The sequence below is a fragment of the Roseovarius sp. MBR-154 genome (genome assembly GCF_053628595.1).
The window spans coordinates 42,440-58,097 of the sequence record NZ_JBRJGR010000019.1; the positions used below are offsets into that span (position 1 = coordinate 42,440).

At 65.3% G+C, this 15,658-nt stretch carries 18 protein-coding genes and 1 tRNA gene; 14 read left to right on the forward strand and 5 right to left on the reverse strand.

What is annotated here, in order from left to right; all coding sequences use genetic code 11:
* Window positions 1–91: 91 nt before the first annotated feature.
* On the forward strand, window positions 92–214 hold the full coding sequence (locus ACSSV4_RS18065) for a hypothetical protein (protein ID WP_454276504.1): 123 nt from the start codon (window positions 92–94) through the stop codon (window positions 212–214).
* A 262-nt stretch (window positions 215–476) separates the two neighbouring features.
* Here ACSSV4_RS18065 and ACSSV4_RS18070 read toward each other — a convergent pair whose 3' ends face one another.
* Window positions 477–1,976: a CoA-acylating methylmalonate-semialdehyde dehydrogenase gene (locus ACSSV4_RS18070; protein ID WP_454276505.1), complete on the reverse strand. Its 1,500-nt coding sequence runs from the start codon at window positions 1,974–1,976 to the stop codon at window positions 477–479.
* Window positions 1,977–2,079: 103 nt separating this feature from the next.
* Here ACSSV4_RS18070 and ACSSV4_RS18075 point away from each other — a divergent pair, with 103 nt between their 5' ends.
* The 3 genes from ACSSV4_RS18075 (at window position 2,080) to coaD (ending at window position 4,023) form a co-directional block, all read left to right on the forward strand.
* Window positions 2,080–2,976 (forward strand): LysR family transcriptional regulator, encoded by an 897-nt coding sequence (locus ACSSV4_RS18075; protein WP_454276506.1) that lies wholly within the window; start codon window positions 2,080–2,082, stop codon window positions 2,974–2,976.
* Window positions 2,977–3,034: 58 nt separating this feature from the next.
* Window positions 3,035–3,469 carry a CBS domain-containing protein gene (locus ACSSV4_RS18080; RefSeq protein WP_454276507.1) on the forward strand — a complete coding sequence of 145 codons (435 nt, stop codon included), beginning with the start codon at window positions 3,035–3,037 and terminating at the stop codon, window positions 3,467–3,469.
* A 62-nt stretch (window positions 3,470–3,531) separates the two neighbouring features.
* Complete coding sequence (gene coaD / locus ACSSV4_RS18085; protein ID WP_454276508.1) at window positions 3,532–4,023, forward strand: pantetheine-phosphate adenylyltransferase; 492 nt, start codon at window positions 3,532–3,534, stop codon at window positions 4,021–4,023.
* On the opposite strand, the gene gap is transcribed toward coaD, so the two are convergent.
* Both gap and ACSSV4_RS18095 read right to left on the reverse strand, forming a co-directional pair.
* Complete coding sequence (gap, locus tag ACSSV4_RS18090) at window positions 4,024–5,028, reverse strand: type I glyceraldehyde-3-phosphate dehydrogenase (protein ID WP_454276509.1); 1,005 nt, start codon at window positions 5,026–5,028, stop codon at window positions 4,024–4,026.
* Window positions 5,029–5,591: 563 nt separating this feature from the next.
* Window positions 5,592–5,681: transfer RNA gene (locus ACSSV4_RS18095), tRNA-Ser, on the reverse strand.
* 118 nt (window positions 5,682–5,799) lie between these two features.
* On the opposite strand from ACSSV4_RS18095, the gene ACSSV4_RS18100 reads away from it, so the two are divergent.
* From ACSSV4_RS18100 to ACSSV4_RS18130, 7 genes are all read left to right on the forward strand, one after another.
* Complete coding sequence (locus tag ACSSV4_RS18100; protein WP_454276510.1) at window positions 5,800–6,654, forward strand: DUF2059 domain-containing protein; 855 nt, start codon at window positions 5,800–5,802, stop codon at window positions 6,652–6,654.
* A 210-nt stretch (window positions 6,655–6,864) separates the two neighbouring features.
* Complete coding sequence (locus ACSSV4_RS18105; protein WP_454276511.1) at window positions 6,865–7,503, forward strand: 50S ribosomal protein L21; 639 nt, start codon at window positions 6,865–6,867, stop codon at window positions 7,501–7,503.
* A gap of 11 nt (window positions 7,504–7,514) precedes the next feature.
* Complete coding sequence (rpmA, locus tag ACSSV4_RS18110; RefSeq protein WP_454276512.1) at window positions 7,515–7,784, forward strand: 50S ribosomal protein L27; 270 nt, start codon at window positions 7,515–7,517, stop codon at window positions 7,782–7,784.
* 189 nt (window positions 7,785–7,973) lie between these two features.
* Window positions 7,974–8,513, forward strand: a complete 540-nt coding sequence (locus ACSSV4_RS18115; protein ID WP_454276513.1) for a GNAT family N-acetyltransferase — start codon at window positions 7,974–7,976, stop codon at window positions 8,511–8,513.
* A gap of 38 nt (window positions 8,514–8,551) precedes the next feature.
* Window positions 8,552–9,589: a GTPase ObgE gene (gene obgE / locus ACSSV4_RS18120; protein WP_454276514.1), complete on the forward strand. Its 1,038-nt coding sequence runs from the start codon at window positions 8,552–8,554 to the stop codon at window positions 9,587–9,589.
* The gene (gene proB, locus ACSSV4_RS18125) at window positions 9,577–10,683 is read left to right on the forward strand and encodes a glutamate 5-kinase (protein ID WP_454276515.1); all 1,107 of its coding nucleotides are present in this window, start codon (window positions 9,577–9,579) and stop codon (window positions 10,681–10,683) included. The genes obgE and proB overlap by 13 nt, the downstream gene beginning before the upstream one ends.
* Before the next feature lie 24 nt (window positions 10,684–10,707).
* Entirely contained in the window at window positions 10,708–11,973 is a 1,266-nt protein-coding gene (locus ACSSV4_RS18130) for a glutamate-5-semialdehyde dehydrogenase (RefSeq protein WP_454276516.1), read from the forward strand.
* 18 nt (window positions 11,974–11,991) lie between these two features.
* Here the strand turns inward: ACSSV4_RS18130 and ACSSV4_RS18135 are convergent, their stop codons facing one another.
* Window positions 11,992–12,594: a histidine phosphotransferase family protein gene (locus ACSSV4_RS18135; protein ID WP_454276517.1), complete on the reverse strand. Its 603-nt coding sequence runs from the start codon at window positions 12,592–12,594 to the stop codon at window positions 11,992–11,994.
* 29 nt (window positions 12,595–12,623) lie between these two features.
* Here ACSSV4_RS18135 and ACSSV4_RS18140 point away from each other — a divergent pair, with 29 nt between their 5' ends.
* The 3 genes from ACSSV4_RS18140 (at window position 12,624) to ACSSV4_RS18150 (ending at window position 14,510) form a co-directional block, all read left to right on the forward strand.
* Window positions 12,624–12,806 carry a DUF3553 domain-containing protein gene (locus tag ACSSV4_RS18140; protein WP_454276518.1) on the forward strand — a complete coding sequence of 61 codons (183 nt, stop codon included), beginning with the start codon at window positions 12,624–12,626 and terminating at the stop codon, window positions 12,804–12,806.
* Window positions 12,807–12,912: 106 nt separating this feature from the next.
* Window positions 12,913–13,680 (forward strand): GNAT family N-acetyltransferase, encoded by a 768-nt coding sequence (locus ACSSV4_RS18145; RefSeq protein ID WP_454276519.1) that lies wholly within the window; start codon window positions 12,913–12,915, stop codon window positions 13,678–13,680.
* On the forward strand, window positions 13,677–14,510 hold the full coding sequence (locus ACSSV4_RS18150) for a lysophospholipid acyltransferase family protein (RefSeq protein WP_454276520.1): 834 nt from the start codon (window positions 13,677–13,679) through the stop codon (window positions 14,508–14,510). Before ACSSV4_RS18145 ends, ACSSV4_RS18150 begins: the two co-directional genes overlap by 4 nt.
* A 9-nt stretch (window positions 14,511–14,519) precedes the next feature.
* Here ACSSV4_RS18150 and ACSSV4_RS18155 read toward each other — a convergent pair whose 3' ends face one another.
* Complete coding sequence (locus ACSSV4_RS18155; RefSeq protein WP_454276521.1) at window positions 14,520–15,596, reverse strand: 2'-deoxycytidine 5'-triphosphate deaminase; 1,077 nt, start codon at window positions 15,594–15,596, stop codon at window positions 14,520–14,522.
* Window positions 15,597–15,658 lie beyond the last annotated feature (62 nt).

The window sequence follows — 15,658 nt, forward strand, 5'->3', positions numbered from 1 at the left end:
CGTTCACAAATGTTCTCATAAAGTTCTTTACAAGGCGCGGAAGATATGAGAACAAAGAGGCAACAGGATGGACATCAGGAGGAGCCAGCCCATGTTGCACCAGATCAAGACCGCCGCGGTTCGCGCGCAGGATACGATTGTCGGCGATGCCATCGGGGCCGCCGCATTGATGGTGACGCTCATTGGCGCGCTCTATCTGCCCGGGATGTTCTGACAGCGTTTTTTCAGGTTTCTGCCTGGCGGGTCCGCCCTCTGGCCCTTCGTGCGCCTTTCCCCTGTCCCAAATCGGGGAGGTGTACGCACTGCCTGTCCCAACCGGTTTTCGGGGTTCTGCCTCATTCCCCCCGAATGTCGCCAGAGGATGAGGGCCCGCCACACCTTGCCGCCGCCGTTCGCTGGAACGTGCGGCGGTTTTTTTCACGCCGGGTATCGGAAAAGGGGGCAGGGGCGGCGTATCGCGCCCCCGCCTTGGGCGATCAGTCCATCGCCTTGAAGTTGAACTCGCCGCCGTCCTTGATGCCGGACGGCCAACGCGCCGTCACGGTCTTGGTGCGGGTGTAGAACTTGAACGCGTCCGGCCCATGCTGGTTGAGGTCGCCAAAGACCGATTTCTTCCAGCCGCCGAAAGTGTGATACGCGAGCGGCACCGGGATCGGTACGTTGATGCCCACCATGCCGATATTGATCCGGTTGGCGAAATCGCGCGCGGCGTCGCCGTCGCGGGTAAAGATCGCGGTGCCGTTGCCCATCTCGTGATCCATCGCCAGCTTGAGCGCCTCTTCGTAGCTGCCCGCGCGCACGGTGGAGAGGACCGGGCCGAAGATTTCCTGCTGGTAGATGTCCATATCGGGCGTCACCCGGTCAAAGAGGTGCGGGCCGACAAAGAAGCCGTCCTCATAGCCCTGCAGGTTGAAATCGCGGCCATCGACCACGAGTTCGGCGCCCTGATCCAGCCCCGATTGCACCAGCCCGAGGATCTTTTCCTTGGCCGCCGCCGTCACCACGGGGCCGTAATCGACGTCATCGCCCGCCGTGTAGGGCCCGACCTTGAGCTTTTCGATGCGCGGCACCAGCTTTTCGATCAGACGGTCGGCGGTCTCGTCACCGACCGGCACGGCCACGGAAATCGCCATGCAGCGTTCGCCCGCAGCGCCGTAACCTGCGCCAATGAGCGCGTCGGCGGCCTGATCCATATCGGCATCGGGCATCACGATCATGTGGTTCTTGGCCCCGCCGAAGCACTGCACGCGCTTGCCCTGCGAACAGCCGGTGCCGTAGATATATTCGGCAATGGGCGTGGAGCCGACAAAGCCGATCGACTGGATCACGTCATTGTAGAGGATCGCATCCACCGCCACCTTGTCGCCGTTCACCACCTGCAACAGACCCTTGGGCAAACCGGCCTCTTCCATCAGTTCGGCCAGCATCAAGGGCACCGAGGGGTCGCGCTCGGAGGGTTTGAGGATAAAGGCGTTGCCACAGGCCAGCGCCGGTGCGAACATCCACATCGGGATCATTGCCGGGAAGTTGAAGGGGGTGATGCCCGCCGTCACACCCAAAGGCTGACGCATGGAGTACATGTCGATGCCGGGGCCCGCGCTGTCGGTGAACTCGCCCTTGAGCAGTTGCGGCGCGCCGATGCAGTATTCCACCACTTCCAGGCCACGCTGAATGTCGCCCTTGGCATCGGGAAAGGTCTTGCCGTGCTCGCGGCTCAGCGCCTCGGCCAGCTTGTCCATGTCGCGGTTGAGCAGGCGGACGAATTCCATCATCACGCGGGCGCGGCGCTGCGGGTTGGTGGCGCCCCATTTGGGCTGTGCCGCCTGTGCTGCGGCGACCGCCTGTTCCATCTCCTCGACGCTGGCCAGCGGGCATTTCGCCTGCACTTCGCCGGTGGCGGGGTTGAACACGTCGGAAAACCGGCCGGACGTGCCTTTGACATGCTCGCCGTTGATGTAATGGGTCAGCTCTTGCATCTGGGATCCTCCTTCAGGGTTGGGCGCAGGGTAGTCTTGCAAAACTCGGGCGAAAAGGGGCAATATTCCAAAAGCGATTTGCATTTCTGCAAAGGGGGCCGCCATGCAGCCGCATTGGGACGATATCCGGATTTTCCTCGCCGTGGCCCGCGCCGAGAGCCTGTCGGGCGCGGGCCGCGCGCTGCGGATCGACCCGGCCACGGTGGGGCGGCGCGTGGCGCGGCTTGAAGAAGAGATCGGCGCGCCGCTTTTCGCCAAGTCCCCCACCGGCTATGCGCTGAGCGAGTCGGGCCAGCGGCTGATGGCGCATGCGATGCGCGCCGAACAGGCGATGCAGGAGGCGGCCGAGGATATGGCGGGACAGGCGGGCAGCATGTCCGGGCAGATCCGCATCGGCGCGCCCGATGGCTGCGCCAATTTCCTGTTGCCGCAGGTCTGCGCCGCGATCGGCGCCGACAACCCGGACCTGGAGATCCAGATCGTCGCCCTGCCGCGGGTCTTCAACCTGACCCGGCGCGAGGCTGACATGGTGATCGCCGTCAGCCCGCCCACGGCGGGGCGTCTGACGGTGCAGAAACTCACCGATTACCGGCTCCATCTGGCGGCATCGGTCCGCTATCTGAAAAACGCAGGCCCCATCGAGACGCTCGGCGATCTGCGCGGGCACCGGATGGTGGGCTATATCCAGGACATGATCTTCGACAAGGAACTCGACTATCTCAGCGAGGCGGGGGTGGAGCGGGTGAGCCTGGCGTCGAATTCCGTCTCGGTGCAGCTTCACTGGGTGCGGCAGGCGGGCGGGATCGGCGTGCTGCATGATTTCTCACTGCCCTGGGCGCGCGGTGTCACCCGCATCCTGACCGATCAGTTCACGCTCACGCGCAGCTTTTATCTGGTGCGCCATGCCGATGATCGCAGGCTGGAACGGCAGAATCGCTTTGCCGCCGCCCTCGGCGAGGGCTTGCGGCAAGAGGTTGCCCGGCTCGAGGCGCGCAGTTGACAAAAATTTTGTTCTGCATCACGCTGATTTGAGGATATTTTATTTCGGAGGGCACGCCATGCTGGTTCAGCAGATTCTGAAGTCCAAGGGCGACGGCACGGTGATCACGATCACCCCCGAGACCAAGGTCTCGGAGGCGGCGCAGACGCTGGCGGAACGCCGGATCGGGGGGCTGGTGGTGTCGCGCGACGGTGAGACCGTCGAGGGCATCCTCTCGGAGCGCGATATCGTGCGCAGCCTTGCGGTGCGCGGCGTGTCGTGCATGACCGAGACGGTTTCCGAGATGATGACCCGCAACCCGGTCTGCTGCTCCAAGAATGACAGTTCCGACGCGGTGCTGACCCGGATGACCGATGGCCGATTCCGTCACATGCCGGTGGTCGAGGATGGCAAGCTGGTGGGCATCGTCACCATCGGCGATGTGGTCAAGGCGCGGCTTGAGGAACTGTCGATGGAGAAGAATGCGCTTGAAGGGATGATCATGGGCTACTAGGGCTTGCATTCACGAATGCAATATTGTTGCGTCAGCCGCGATTGCAATAAAGGAGCGGCCCGATGCGCATAGCCCTCTATCCCGGCACGTTCGATCCGATCACGCTCGGGCATGTCGATATCATCCGCCGGGCGTCGGTTCTGGTGGACCGGCTGGTGATCGGGGTGGCGATCAACCGCGACAAGGGTCCGCTCTTCACGCTGGAGGAACGCGTCGCGATGATCGAGGCCGAGGCGCGCGCGCTGAGCACCGAGACCGGCACCGAGATCGTGGCGCACCCGTTCGAGAACCTGCTGATCAACGCGGCCCATGACGTGGGCGCGCAGATCATCGTGCGGGGCCTGCGGGCGGTCACCGATTTCGAGTATGAATTCCAGATGGTCGGGATGAACCGCGCGCTGGATAATTCGGTCGAGACGGTGTTTCTGATGGCCGATGCGAATCATCAGGCGATCGCGTCGAAACTGGTCAAGGAAATCGCGCGGCTGGGCGGGGACGTGACGAAATTCGTCCCCCCCGCCGTGAAAGCGGCACTGCTGGCCAAGCTTGCCTGATCAGGCGAGGTGCTTGCCCATCTCGCCCGCGACGTCGAGCATGCGGTTGGAAAAGCCCCATTCGTTGTCATACCAGGCCAGCACCCGACACATGCGGGCGTCCAGAACGCGGGTCTGATCGGTGGCGAAGATCGAGCTGTGCGGGTTGTGGTTGAAATCCGATGAGACGAGTTCGCGGCGCGTGAGATCGAGGATGCCGCCAAGCGTGCCACCGGCCGCCGCCGCCATCGCGGCGTTGATCTCGTCCACATCGGTGTCGCGCGCGGACTCGAATGTCAGATCGACGACGCTGACATTCGGGGTCGGCACGCGAATGGCCGTGCCATCAAGCCGCCCGTCAAGCGCCGGCAGAACCAGCCCGACGGCGCGCGCCGCGCCGGTGGTGGTGGGGATGATGTTCAGCCCCGCCGCCCGTGCGCGATAGAGATCCTTGTGCATCGTGTCGAGCGTCGGCTGATCGCCGGTATAGCTGTGCACCGTGGTCATGAAGCCGCGCGTGATGCCCACGCTCTCGTGCAGCACCTTGGCCACCGGGGCGAGGCAATTGGTGGTGCAGGAGGCGTTCGAGACGATGATATCCTCTGCCGTCAGATCATCATGGTTCACCCCATACACCACCGTGCGATCCGCGCCTTTCGAGGGGGCCGAGACCAGCACCCGCTTCGCGCCGTTCTTCAGATGCGCGGCGGCCTTGTCGCGGTCGGTAAAGAGGCCCGTGCATTCCAGCACGATATCGACGTCGCCCCAGGGCAACTCCGCCGGGTCACGCAGCGCGGTCACGCGGATCGGCCCGCGGCCTGCGTCGATACTGTCCTCGGTGGTGCTGAGGGTGCCGGGAAAGCGGCCATGCACGCTGTCGAATTCCAGCAGGTGGGCGTTGGTCTCCACCGGGCCGAGATCGTTGATCGCCACGATCTCGATGTCCTGGCGTCCGGTCTCCACCAGCGCGCGCAGCACGTTGCGCCCGATGCGGCCGAACCCGTTGATTGCCAGCCTGAGTGTCATGGCACCCTCCTTGATAGATGATGTGGTGAGTCAGCGGATGAGTTAGCGCTAACATATGCGCGCGAACATAAACGAATTTCGAAATCTGTCAAATCACCCGGTCTTGTGCGCGTTGCGACCAAAGCCGCCCTGTTGCTCCGGACATGGTTTGTCTTGTTTTGGAGACCGTCTGGTGGGCTGACCTGCCATATTCCGGACCGATGGACAGGGCGGGGATGGAGAGTGTCCGGAGGCGGAGGATCTGCGCGATATCCCCACACCCGACGCCGATGGCGTCCTGCTGCTCGATTTCGGGCATGGTGACACGCTCAGCCGTCTTCGATCGCGCTTACTGATAGAAAAGCGTTCCAAGTTCTGGTTCGAAAAGCTGCATCGCTTCGGCGGTTATGCCAAATTTTGCATAGAGTTCGTTGCGTGCTGCCATGCCTGCCCCGATCACGTTTCGGCGATCATAGCGCGTCGGACCCCTTGTGGGCACCCGGAAACCATCGCGTGACAACCGTCACCAGGTCGGCAATGGAAATCCCTGATCTGGAAAATTGTTAAACTATTTCAAGGGATTATGGCGGAGAGACAGGGATTCGAACCCTGGGAGGACTTGCATCCTCAACGGTTTTCGAGACCGCCCCGTTCGACCACTCCGGCACCTCTCCGCGGGGGTCTGGAGGTGGCGTGTAATCGCCTTTGGCAGGCGGGGCAAGGGGGATTTGCATTGTTTGGCGTGGGAATTTGCCTAGGTTGTCGGCGATGACTGCGAAAAAGGATTGCCAGATGTCACGCCCACGCCTTGCTCCACGACCGCTGTTGCACGCGATGATGCTCTCTGCGGCATTCGTCGCAGCGGTGATCAGCGCCGCCACCATGCCCGCGCGGGCTGCGGACCGGGACCGGCTGGAGGCCTATCTGGAGGTCACCGGCTTTGGCGTGGCGCTCGATTCCATCGCCCTGGCTGCGGCCGACGCGCCCGCGATGCTGGGCCTCGAGGCCAGCGATTTCGGATATGAGTGGGAGCGCGTGGCCCGCGAGGTGTTCGACACCGACCGGATGCGCGAGACGGCGCTCGACATGCTGAGCGAGACGCTGAGCGACGAGATGCTGAGCCATGCCGCCGAATTCTACGCGTCCGATCTCGGGCAACGGCTGGTGGCGGTCGAGAATGCCTCGCACATGCGCGAGGACGACGATGCCAAGCGCGACGAGGGTTTGGAGTTGTTGACCGAGATGCCCGAGGATCGGCGCGAGGTCTTGCGCGACATGAACGCCGCCGTGGACAGTGCCGGGACGGGGGTGCGCGCGGTGCAGGAAATCCAGGTGCGGTTCCTCTTGGCCGCGTCCTATGCCGGCATGCTCGACTACGATCTCGACGAGCAGGCGCTGCGCGCGCTGATGGCCGAGGGCGAGGCGGAGTTGCGGGCGCAGATCGAGGCTTCGGCACTGGCCAATGCGGCGGCGACCTATGCGAGCCTCTCGACCGAGGACCTGCGCGCCTATGTCGAGGCGCTGGAGCATCCGGTGATGGCGCGGGTCTATGAGCTGATGAACGCGGTGCAGTACGAGATCATGGCCAACCGCTTTGAAGTGCTGGCCGCGCGCATGGCCGAATTGCAGCCCGCGCAGGAATTGTGAGACCGCGCGGCCCGGAATTAATTGGCGTTGACCTGACCGGGCCTTGACTTTGCGCCACCGTTGTCGCATACGCCCGCCACCCGGCGGGATGATCTTGCCGGGTTCGTTGTTCATGACACCCTCAGAGGGTGCGCCGTTCGAGGTGGCCAAAGGGCCGGAAACGCCTGTAATCACAGGGACCACAGAGCGCGGAAGAAAAAGGAAGAGCCCATGTTTGCGGTCCTCAAGACCGGTGGCAAGCAGTACAAGGTGCAGTCGGGTGACATGCTCCGTGTCGAGAAGCTTGCGGCGGATGCCGGTGAGACAGTTCAATTCAACGAAGTTCTGATGCTGGGCGGCGACGCGCCGGTGATCGGTGCGCCGCTTGTCGAAGGTGCCGCCGTTCAGGCCGAGGTTGTCGATCAGGTCAAGGGTGACAAGGTCATCCACTTCGTCAAGCGTCGCCGCAAGCACGGCTCGCAGCGCACCAAGGGCCACCGTCAGCAGCTGACCCTGCTGCGCGTGACCGAGATTCTCGCCAAGGGCGGCGACAAGTCGGGCGTCAAGGCCGCAATCGGTGCGGGGTCCGTCGGGGCCGTGGCCGCCACCGAGACGACGGCACCCACCAAGAAAGCCGCCGCCAAGGCCGAAGCGCCCAAAGCCGCCGCCGGTGGTGATGATCTCAAGCAACTGTCGGGCGTTGGCCCCGCGCTTGAGAAGAAGCTGCACGAGGCCGGTGTGACGTCCTTTGCCCAGATCGCGGCATGGACGGAGGCCGATGTTGCTGATATGGACGAAAAACTGTCGTTCAAGGGCCGTATCGAGCGTGAAGGCTGGATCGCACAGGCCCAAGAGCTGACCAAAGGCTAAGGAGAGACCAGATGGCACATAAAAAAGCAGGCGGTTCATCCCGTAACGGTCGCGACTCTGCCGGTCGCCGCCTTGGCGTCAAGAAATACGGCGGCGAAGCCGTGATCCCCGGCAACATCATCGCGCGTCAGCGCGGCAACAAGTTCTGGCCGGGCCAAGGCGTGGGGCAGGGCAAGGATCACACCCTTTTTGCCGTGGCCGAGGGCGCGGTGAAATTCCACAAGGGGATCAAGGGCCGCACCTTCATTTCGGTTCTGCCAGTGGCGGAGGCCGCCGAATAAGCCGTCCTTGACAGGTCAATGACATGAGGGGATCGGCAAAGCTGCCGGTCCCCTTTTCCGTCTCAGGGCCAAGCATCGGTCAAGCATGCGTCACAATCGGGTGCGAAGAGGAGTGCGCCGTCTTGTGACCCGACCCGGTGCCCCCATCTGATGAGACACGAGACGCGCCCGGAGCATGAGGAGGAGCGCATGAAACTGGAACCCATCGTCAACCAGCCGGTGATCGAGGCCGAGCGGTTCGATTTGCGGCCCTTGCGGGCGTCGGATGCGGGGCTGATCTCGCACAATGCAGGCGACGAGCGGGTGGCGCGGGGGACGTCGTCGATCCCGCACCCCTTGCCGCCGGGCAGCACCGAGGCGCTGATCGCGCGGGCGCAGGCCGAGGACCGGGTCGAGGATATCTGGGCCATTGATGGCACCAAATCGGGCCGTACCGAGGTGATGGGGCTGGTGAGCCTGACCCGCGTCGATGTGGGCCGGTCGGAAATCGCCTATTGGGTGGCTCCGGCCTATTGGAATACCGGCGTCGCTTCGGCCGCGGTGGAGGCGGTTCTGGCCGCCAATCCGCACCAGGCGCAGGCGATTTTCGCCAGCGTGTTTCAGGACAATGCCGCCTCGGCCCGGGTCTTGACGAATTGCGGCTTTCAGTATCTTGGGGATGCCGAGAGCTATTCCGTGGCGCGCGCGGCCAATGTGCCGACCTGGACCTATAGCAAGAAGATGACATAAGGCGCGCGTGGCGCGTGGCCTTTGCGTAAGGACGACACATGAAATTTCTCGATCTCGCAAAGGTCTATATCCGCTCCGGTTCGGGCGGCGCGGGCTGCGTCAGCTTTCGGCGCGAGAAATACATCGAGTTCGGCGGTCCCGATGGCGGCGATGGCGGGCATGGCGGTTCGGTCTGGGCCGAGGCGGTGGACGGGCTCAACACGCTGATCGACTTTCGGTATCAGCAGCATTTCTTTGCCCAGAACGGTCAGCACGGCATGGGCCGTGAGCGCACCGGCTTTACCGGCGAGGATATCGTGCTGCGCGTGCCTGTGGGCACCGAGATCCTCGACGAGGACGAAGAGACGGTGATCGCCGACATGACCGAGATCGGTCAGCGTGTGCAGCTGGCCAAGGGTGGCAATGGCGGCTGGGGCAATGTGCGGTTCAAGACCTCGACCAACCAGGCCCCGCGCCGGGCCAATCCCGGGCAGGAGGGGGTCGAACGCACGATCTGGCTGCGATTGAAGCTGATTGCAGATGTGGGGCTGTTGGGGCTGCCGAATGCGGGCAAGTCCACGTTCCTCGCGGCCACGTCCAATGCCCGGCCCAAGATCGCGGACTATCCGTTCACCACGCTGCATCCCAATCTCGGCGTTGTCGGCGTGGATAATGTGGAATTCGTGGTGGCCGATATTCCGGGGCTGATCGACGGCGCGTCCGAGGGCCGGGGGCTGGGCGATCTTTTCCTGGGCCATGTCGAGCGTTGCGCGGTGCTCTTGCATCTGGTGGATGGCAGCTCGGGCGATCTCGTGCGCGATTATCAGACCATCATCAATGAGTTGGAGGCTTATGGCGAGGGGCTGGCGCACAAGCCGCGCCTGACCGTGCTCAACAAGATCGACACGCTGGACGAGGAGGAACGCGCGTTCCTGCGCGATGAACTGGAGACCGCCTGCGGCACGCCGGTGATGCTGATGTCGGGTGTGTCCGGCGAGGGTGTCACCGAGGTGCTGCGCGCGCTGCGCGAGCGGATCGACGCCAACCGACTGCGCCACCGACCGGCAGAGGACGACGACGCACCGTGGCAACCGTAAAAGACGCGAAACGGCTGGTGATCAAGGTCGGCTCGGCGCTGCTGGTCGACCGGGGCACGGGCGCGTTGCGCGCCGACTGGCTGGCCTCACTGGCCGAGGATGTGGCGCGGTTGCGCGCGCGCGGGACGGATGTGATCCTGGTGTCGTCGGGCTCCATCGCGCTCGGGCGCGGGGTGCTGGGGCTGCCTGCGACCGATCTCAGCCTGGAGCAGAGCCAAGCTGCTGCTGCCGTGGGGCAGATCCGCCTTGCCGGGGCTTATGATGCCGCGCTCGCCCGGCACGGGCTGACCTCGGCGCAGGTGCTGGTGACGCTGGAGGACAGCGCCGACCGCCGCCGTTATCTCAATTCCCGCGCGACGCTGGAGCAGTTGTTGCGGTTTGGCGCGGTGCCGATCGTCAACGAGAACGACACCGTTGCGACGGATGAAATCCGCTATGGCGACAATGACCGGATGGCGGCGCAGGTGGCGGTGACGGCGGGGGCGGATCAGTTGATCCTGCTGTCGGATGTGGACGGGTTCTATTCCGCCAACCCGATGCAGGACGCGGGCGCGCGCCGGTTCGACGTGATCGAGGCGATCACGCCCGAGATCGAGGCGATGGCGGGCGATGCCGGATCGGGCCTGAGCAAGGGCGGGATGAAGACCAAGCTGATGGCCGCCAAGACCGCCACCGCGGGCGGCTGCGACATGGCGATTACCCACGGCGGCGTGCTGCACCCGGTGCGCGCGCTGGAAGAGGGCGCACCGGCGACGTGGTTCCTGGCGCAGGGTGATCCGCAGCAAAAGCGCAAGGCCTGGATTGCCGCGATGAAGCCCAAGGGGCGGTTTACCGTCGATGCGGGTGCGGCGGGCGCCTTGGCCAAGGGCAGCAGCCTGTTGCCCGCCGGGGTCATGCAGGTCACGGGCCGTTTCGGTCGGGGCGATCCGGTCGAGGTAGCCGATGAGACGGGCCGCGTGCTGGGGCAGGGGCTGACGCGCTATGACGCGGGCGATGCCGACCGGATCAAGCACCTGCGCTCGGATCAGATCGAGGACGTGCTGGGCTATCCGGCGCGCGGGCCTTTGATCCATCGCGACGATATGGCAATCTGAAACCTGTTTGCGAGGGGCGAGACCATGAAGGACCAGACCGATATTGCCGCGCTGATGGCCGGGATCGGCGCGCGGGCGCGTGCCGCCGCCGCCGAACTGGCCGTAGCCGATCCCGCCACCAAGCGCCATGCGCTCGAGACCGCCGCCGATGCGGTCTGGCAGGGGCGCGAGACAATCCTGACCGCCAATGCCGAGGATCTGGCGCTTGGCCGCGACAAGGGGCTGTCCCCGGCGATGATGGACCGGCTGGCGCTCGATGAGGCCCGGATCAGGGCCATGGTCGAGGGGCTGCGCGCCGTGGCCGCACAGCACGATCCGGTGGGCGAGGTTCTGGCGGAATGGGACCAGCCTTCGGGTATTCACATCCGCCGCGTGCGCACGCCCCTGGGTGTGATCGGCGTGATCTACGAGAGCCGCCCCAATGTGACGGCGGATGCAGGCGCGCTCTGCCTGAAATCCGGCAATGCGGTGATTCTGCGTGGTGGTTCGGAGAGCTTTCATTCGTCGGGCGCGATCCACGCCTGTCTGGTCGAGGGGCTGCGCGCCGCTGGGCTGCCCGAGGACGCGATTCAGCGCGTGCCGACCCGGGACCGCGCGGCGGTGCAGGAAATGCTGACCATGACCGACACGATTGACGTGATCGTGCCGCGTGGCGGCAAGGGGCTGGTGGGCCTCGTGCAGCGCGAGGCGCGGGTGCCGGTCTTTGCCCATCTCGAAGGGATCGTGCATGTCTATCTCGATGCGGCGGCGGATCCGGAGAAAGCCCTGCGCGTCGTGCTCAACGCCAAGACGCGGCGCACGGGGATTTGCGGGGCTGCGGAATGCCTGCTGATCCATCGCGACGTGGCGGGCACCATCGGGGAGGGGGTGATCCGCGCGCTGATCGACGCAGGCGTCGAGGTGCGCGCCGATGAGGCGCTGTCGGGGATTGACGGCACGGTACCCGCCAAGCCTGAGGATTGGGGCTGCGAGTATCTCGACAGTATCATCGCGGCCAAGGTGGTCGAGGATATCAACGGCGCGATTGCCCATATCCGGCGCTACGGCTCCAACCACACCGATTGCATCATCACCGAGGATGACGCGGCGGCCGAGCGGTTCTTTGCCCGGCTCGACAGCGCGATCCTGATGCGCAATGCCTCCACCCAGTTCGCTGATGGGGGTGAGTTCGGGATGGGGGCCGAGATCGGCATCGCCACCGGCAAGATGCACGCGCGCGGCCCGGTGGGCGCGGCGCAGCTGACGAGTTTCAAGTATCTGGTCGAGGGCGACGGCGCGACGCGGGCCTGAGCGCGGGCAGCGGCGGCGTCAGACCGTGAGCGTGAGCCGGTCCGCGGTGTGGCAATGTTCAGCGCGCGCGCCCTGTGCCGCGAGACAGTCGCGCAGCAGGCGAAATTCCACGTGGCGCGGGTCCGAGACGGGCAGGGGCGTGTCGCCGGCTAGCCCATTCCAGAGCGCGGCATCGACGCTTACACCGACCCCGGTGGCGGTGATGCGCGTGGCCGTCGGGCGGCCCGAGACCTGCAACACGCCGCCGCGCGGCAGCGCCGTCTCGGAGGCGAGACAGGCAAGCGCGATGATCTGGGCGCGGGCGCGTGGCATGGTGCCGGTCACCTGCCAGTCGAGCGTCAGGCGCGGGCGGGCCGTGTAATGCGCCGACAGGACAGCGTGCAGCGCCTCGGCGGTGATATCGCCGACCGTCCCGGCGCGCCCGAAGGCCAGCCGCGCAAGATCGAGCGAGGCGCGCGCGCCCTGCAGGCTGTCGCGCAGGAGGGTCAGTTCCGCGCTCTCGCCCAGGCCCGAAAGCGTGAGCAGTTCCAGGCCGTTGGCGATGGCCCCAAGGGGGCTTGCCAGATCGTGACAGATGCGCGAGCCTATCAGCGCGGCAAGCGCGGGATCATCCTGCGGCATGACAGATGCCGTGCGGCGCGGAGGGTGCCATGAGCGACATGAATTCGATCCTCTCGCCGGGCATGTTCGTCGAGCACCCCGAGCGCCCCGATTGGGGTGTGGGGCAGGTACAGTCGAATATCGGCGGGCGCATCACGGTCAACTTTCGCGAAGAGGGCAAGGTTGTGATCGACGGATCACGGGTGGAACTGCTTCCGGTTCTTGATCCCTGATCAAGGTTATCAAATCGTTAACATCCGCCAAGTCCGCATGCGCGGGCGGCGTTGCACTTTGTCGTGAGCTTGCCTAGAACCGCGACAGAACGCAGAGACGAGGCCGATGACCGCCACCGCCCCCAAGTTCCGTGTGAAACTGGCCGAAACCGAGGCGGAGGTGCGCGCCGCGCAAGCCTTGCGCTACGAGGTCTTTGTCGAGGAACTGGGCAGCGACGGCGCGATGGTCGATCACGCCGCACGGCTGGAGCGTGACCGCTTCGACGCCTATTTCGATCACCTGTTGCTGCTCGATCTTGCGCGGGAGGACGCGGTGGTGGGGGTCTACCGGCTGTTGCGCGACGATCAGGCGGCGCGGGCCGGGCAATTCTATTCCGAGGACGAATACGACCTGGGCCCGCTGCGCCGGAGCGGGCGGCGGCTGCTGGAACTGGGCCGGTCCTGCCTTGCCAGACCCTATCGCGGCGGGCCGGGCATGTATTACCTCTGGCAGGGGCTGAGCGACTATGTCGACAGGCATGGCAGCGACATTCTGTTTGGCGTCGCGAGTTTTCACGGCACCGACGTGCAGCGGCTGGCGTTGCCGCTGTCGCTGTTGCATCACCGTCACCTCGCGCCGCCCGAGTTGCGGGTACGGGCGCGGCCCGAGTATTTCCAGCCGATGGATCTGGTCGCGGAGGACGCGCTCGACCGGCGCGCCGCGATGTTGCAGGTGCCGCCCTTGATCAAGGCCTATCTGCGGCTTGGCGGTCATGTCGGCGAGGGGGCCTATGTGGATCATGCCTTCAACACCACCGATGTATGCCTGATCATGGACACCGCGCGGCTGAGCGCCACGCAACGCGCGATCTACACCAAGGGGGCGGCGCGGTGAGCGTGACCTGGCGTTCGGGTGCGCCGCCGCCCGACGTGCCGCGCGGCGCGGGGCACTGGCCTCGGGTCGCGTTGCGCGGCTCACTTCTGCTGCTGGTGCTGGTCGCGGGCGTGCTGGCGACGCTGCCGCTGCGGCTGATCGAGCGGCCGGTCTATGGCGCACACCGGCCGTGGACGCCAGCGATCACCAAATGGGTATGCCGGTCGGTTTTCGTCATCCTTGGCATGTCGCATCGCATCGAGGGACAGCCGCTGACCGGGCCCGGCGCGGTGGTCTGCAATCACGTCTCCTGGCTCGACATCTTCGCGCTCAACGCGCGCAAGCGGGTCTATTTCGTGTCGAAATCCGAGGTGGCGGGCTGGCCCGGGATCGGCGCCTTGGCGCGGCTGACCGGCACCGTCTTCATCAAGCGCGACCGGCGCGAGGCGCGCGCGCAGACCGCGATTTTCGCGGAGCGGTTGGGGCTGGGGCACAGGCTGCTGTTTTTTCCCGAGGGAAGCTCGACTGACGGGTTGCGGGTTCTCCTATTTAAATCAACGCTTTTCGAGGCGTTCTTCAACTTGGAAAAGGCGCAACCGATGCAGGTACAGCCGATTACGCTGGTCTATGAGGCACCCGCCGATCAGGACCCCCGCTTTTATGGCTGGTGGGGCGACATGAGCTTTGGCGGGCATCTGCTGCAGGTGCTGGGCGCGCCCCGGCAGGGTGGCGTCACGGTGATCTATCACGCGCCGCTGCGGGTGGCGGAATTCGAGGGGCGCAAGACGCTCGCAACGGCGGCAGAGGCGGCGGTGCGGTCGGGCATGCCGGAGGATCGGCGCGGGTCCTGAGCGCGCGACTCAGGCCTTGAAATGCTTGGAAAGCTTGAGGCCCTGGCCCTGGTAATTCGAGGCGATATCCGCGCCGTAAAGCTGTTCGGGCACCTCATCCATCCGCTCATAGACCAGCCGCCCGACGATCTGGCCATGTTCCAGCACGAAAGGTGCCTCGTGGCAGCGCACCTCGAGCACGCCGCGCGATCCGGCCCCGCCCGCCGCCGCATGGCCAAAGCCGGGATCGAAAAAGCCCGCGTAGTGCACGCGGAATTCGCCGACCATGGCCAGGTAGGGGGCCATCTCGGCGGCGTAGTGCGGCGGGATATGCACCGCCTCGCGGCTGACAAGGATGTAGAACGCACCGGGGTCGAGGATGATATGGCCGTTCTCGGCATGCACCTCTTCCCAGTAGTCTGCGGGCGCGTAATGGCCGATGCGGTCGAGGTCGATCACACCGGCATGCGGCTTGGCACGGTAGCCCACGAGCGTGCCGGTCGCGGGGCGCAGATCGACCGAGAAGCCAAGCCCCTCGTCGATCACCGCCGCGTTGCCGTCAACCAGCGGGGTTTCGGTATGGAGCGCGCGCAGCGCATCATCCGAAAGCACCGCCTGACCGGAACGAAAGCGGATCTGGTTGAGCCGCATGCCGGGGCGCACCAGTACCGAAAAGGAACGCGGACAGATCTCGGCATAGAGCGGCCCGGCATAGCCCGGGGCGACACGGTCGAACTCTACCCCGCCATCGGCGATCACGCGGGTCAGAAGGTCAAGCCGCCCGGTGGAGGATTTGGCATTGGCGACCGCCTGCACGCCCTCGGGGAGGTCAAGGCGTTCCATCAGCGGGACGACATAGACGCAGCCTTTTTCCAGAACCGCGCCGGGCCCGAGGTCGATGCGGTGCATCTCGAATTCGCCAAGCCGGTCGGCGACGCTGCGGCCGCTGCCGGTGAGGAACGAGGCGCGCACCCGGTAGGCGACCTGCCCGAGGCGCAGATCGAGGCTCGCGGGCTGGATCTGTTCTGGCAGGATGTCGGGGCTGCCCGAAAGCGTGCCCGCCGCGATCATCCGCTTGATCTGCTGGCTGGAAACAACCCCGGTCATCACCATCCCCCTATGCGCGTGCCCCGCATCCGTGTTGCGGTGCCCGAGGGGCCGAGGCGGGC

Bases quoted from the DNA above. Each gene is read 5' to 3' on its own strand.
- ACSSV4_RS18065 (WP_454276504.1), top strand. From the start codon at position 92: ATGTTGCACCAGATCAAGACCGCCGCGGTTCGCGCGCAGGATACGATT.
- ACSSV4_RS18070 (WP_454276505.1), bottom strand. From the start codon at position 1,976: ATGCAAGAGCTGACCCATTACATCAACGGCGAGCATGTCAAAGGCACG.
- ACSSV4_RS18075 (WP_454276506.1), top strand. From the start codon at position 2,080: ATGCAGCCGCATTGGGACGATATCCGGATTTTCCTCGCCGTGGCCCGC.
- ACSSV4_RS18080 (WP_454276507.1), top strand. From the start codon at position 3,035: ATGCTGGTTCAGCAGATTCTGAAGTCCAAGGGCGACGGCACGGTGATC.
- coaD (WP_454276508.1), top strand. From the start codon at position 3,532: ATGCGCATAGCCCTCTATCCCGGCACGTTCGATCCGATCACGCTCGGG.
- gap (WP_454276509.1), bottom strand. From the start codon at position 5,028: ATGACACTCAGGCTGGCAATCAACGGGTTCGGCCGCATCGGGCGCAAC.
- ACSSV4_RS18100 (WP_454276510.1), top strand. From the start codon at position 5,800: ATGTCACGCCCACGCCTTGCTCCACGACCGCTGTTGCACGCGATGATG.
- ACSSV4_RS18105 (WP_454276511.1), top strand. From the start codon at position 6,865: ATGTTTGCGGTCCTCAAGACCGGTGGCAAGCAGTACAAGGTGCAGTCG.
- rpmA (WP_454276512.1), top strand. From the start codon at position 7,515: ATGGCACATAAAAAAGCAGGCGGTTCATCCCGTAACGGTCGCGACTCT.
- ACSSV4_RS18115 (WP_454276513.1), top strand. From the start codon at position 7,974: ATGAAACTGGAACCCATCGTCAACCAGCCGGTGATCGAGGCCGAGCGG.
- obgE (WP_454276514.1), top strand. From the start codon at position 8,552: ATGAAATTTCTCGATCTCGCAAAGGTCTATATCCGCTCCGGTTCGGGC.
- ACSSV4_RS18130 (WP_454276516.1), top strand. From the start codon at position 10,708: ATGAAGGACCAGACCGATATTGCCGCGCTGATGGCCGGGATCGGCGCG.
- ACSSV4_RS18135 (WP_454276517.1), bottom strand. From the start codon at position 12,594: ATGCCGCAGGATGATCCCGCGCTTGCCGCGCTGATAGGCTCGCGCATC.
- ACSSV4_RS18140 (WP_454276518.1), top strand. From the start codon at position 12,624: ATGAGCGACATGAATTCGATCCTCTCGCCGGGCATGTTCGTCGAGCAC.
- ACSSV4_RS18145 (WP_454276519.1), top strand. From the start codon at position 12,913: ATGACCGCCACCGCCCCCAAGTTCCGTGTGAAACTGGCCGAAACCGAG.
- ACSSV4_RS18155 (WP_454276521.1), bottom strand. From the start codon at position 15,596: ATGACCGGGGTTGTTTCCAGCCAGCAGATCAAGCGGATGATCGCGGCG.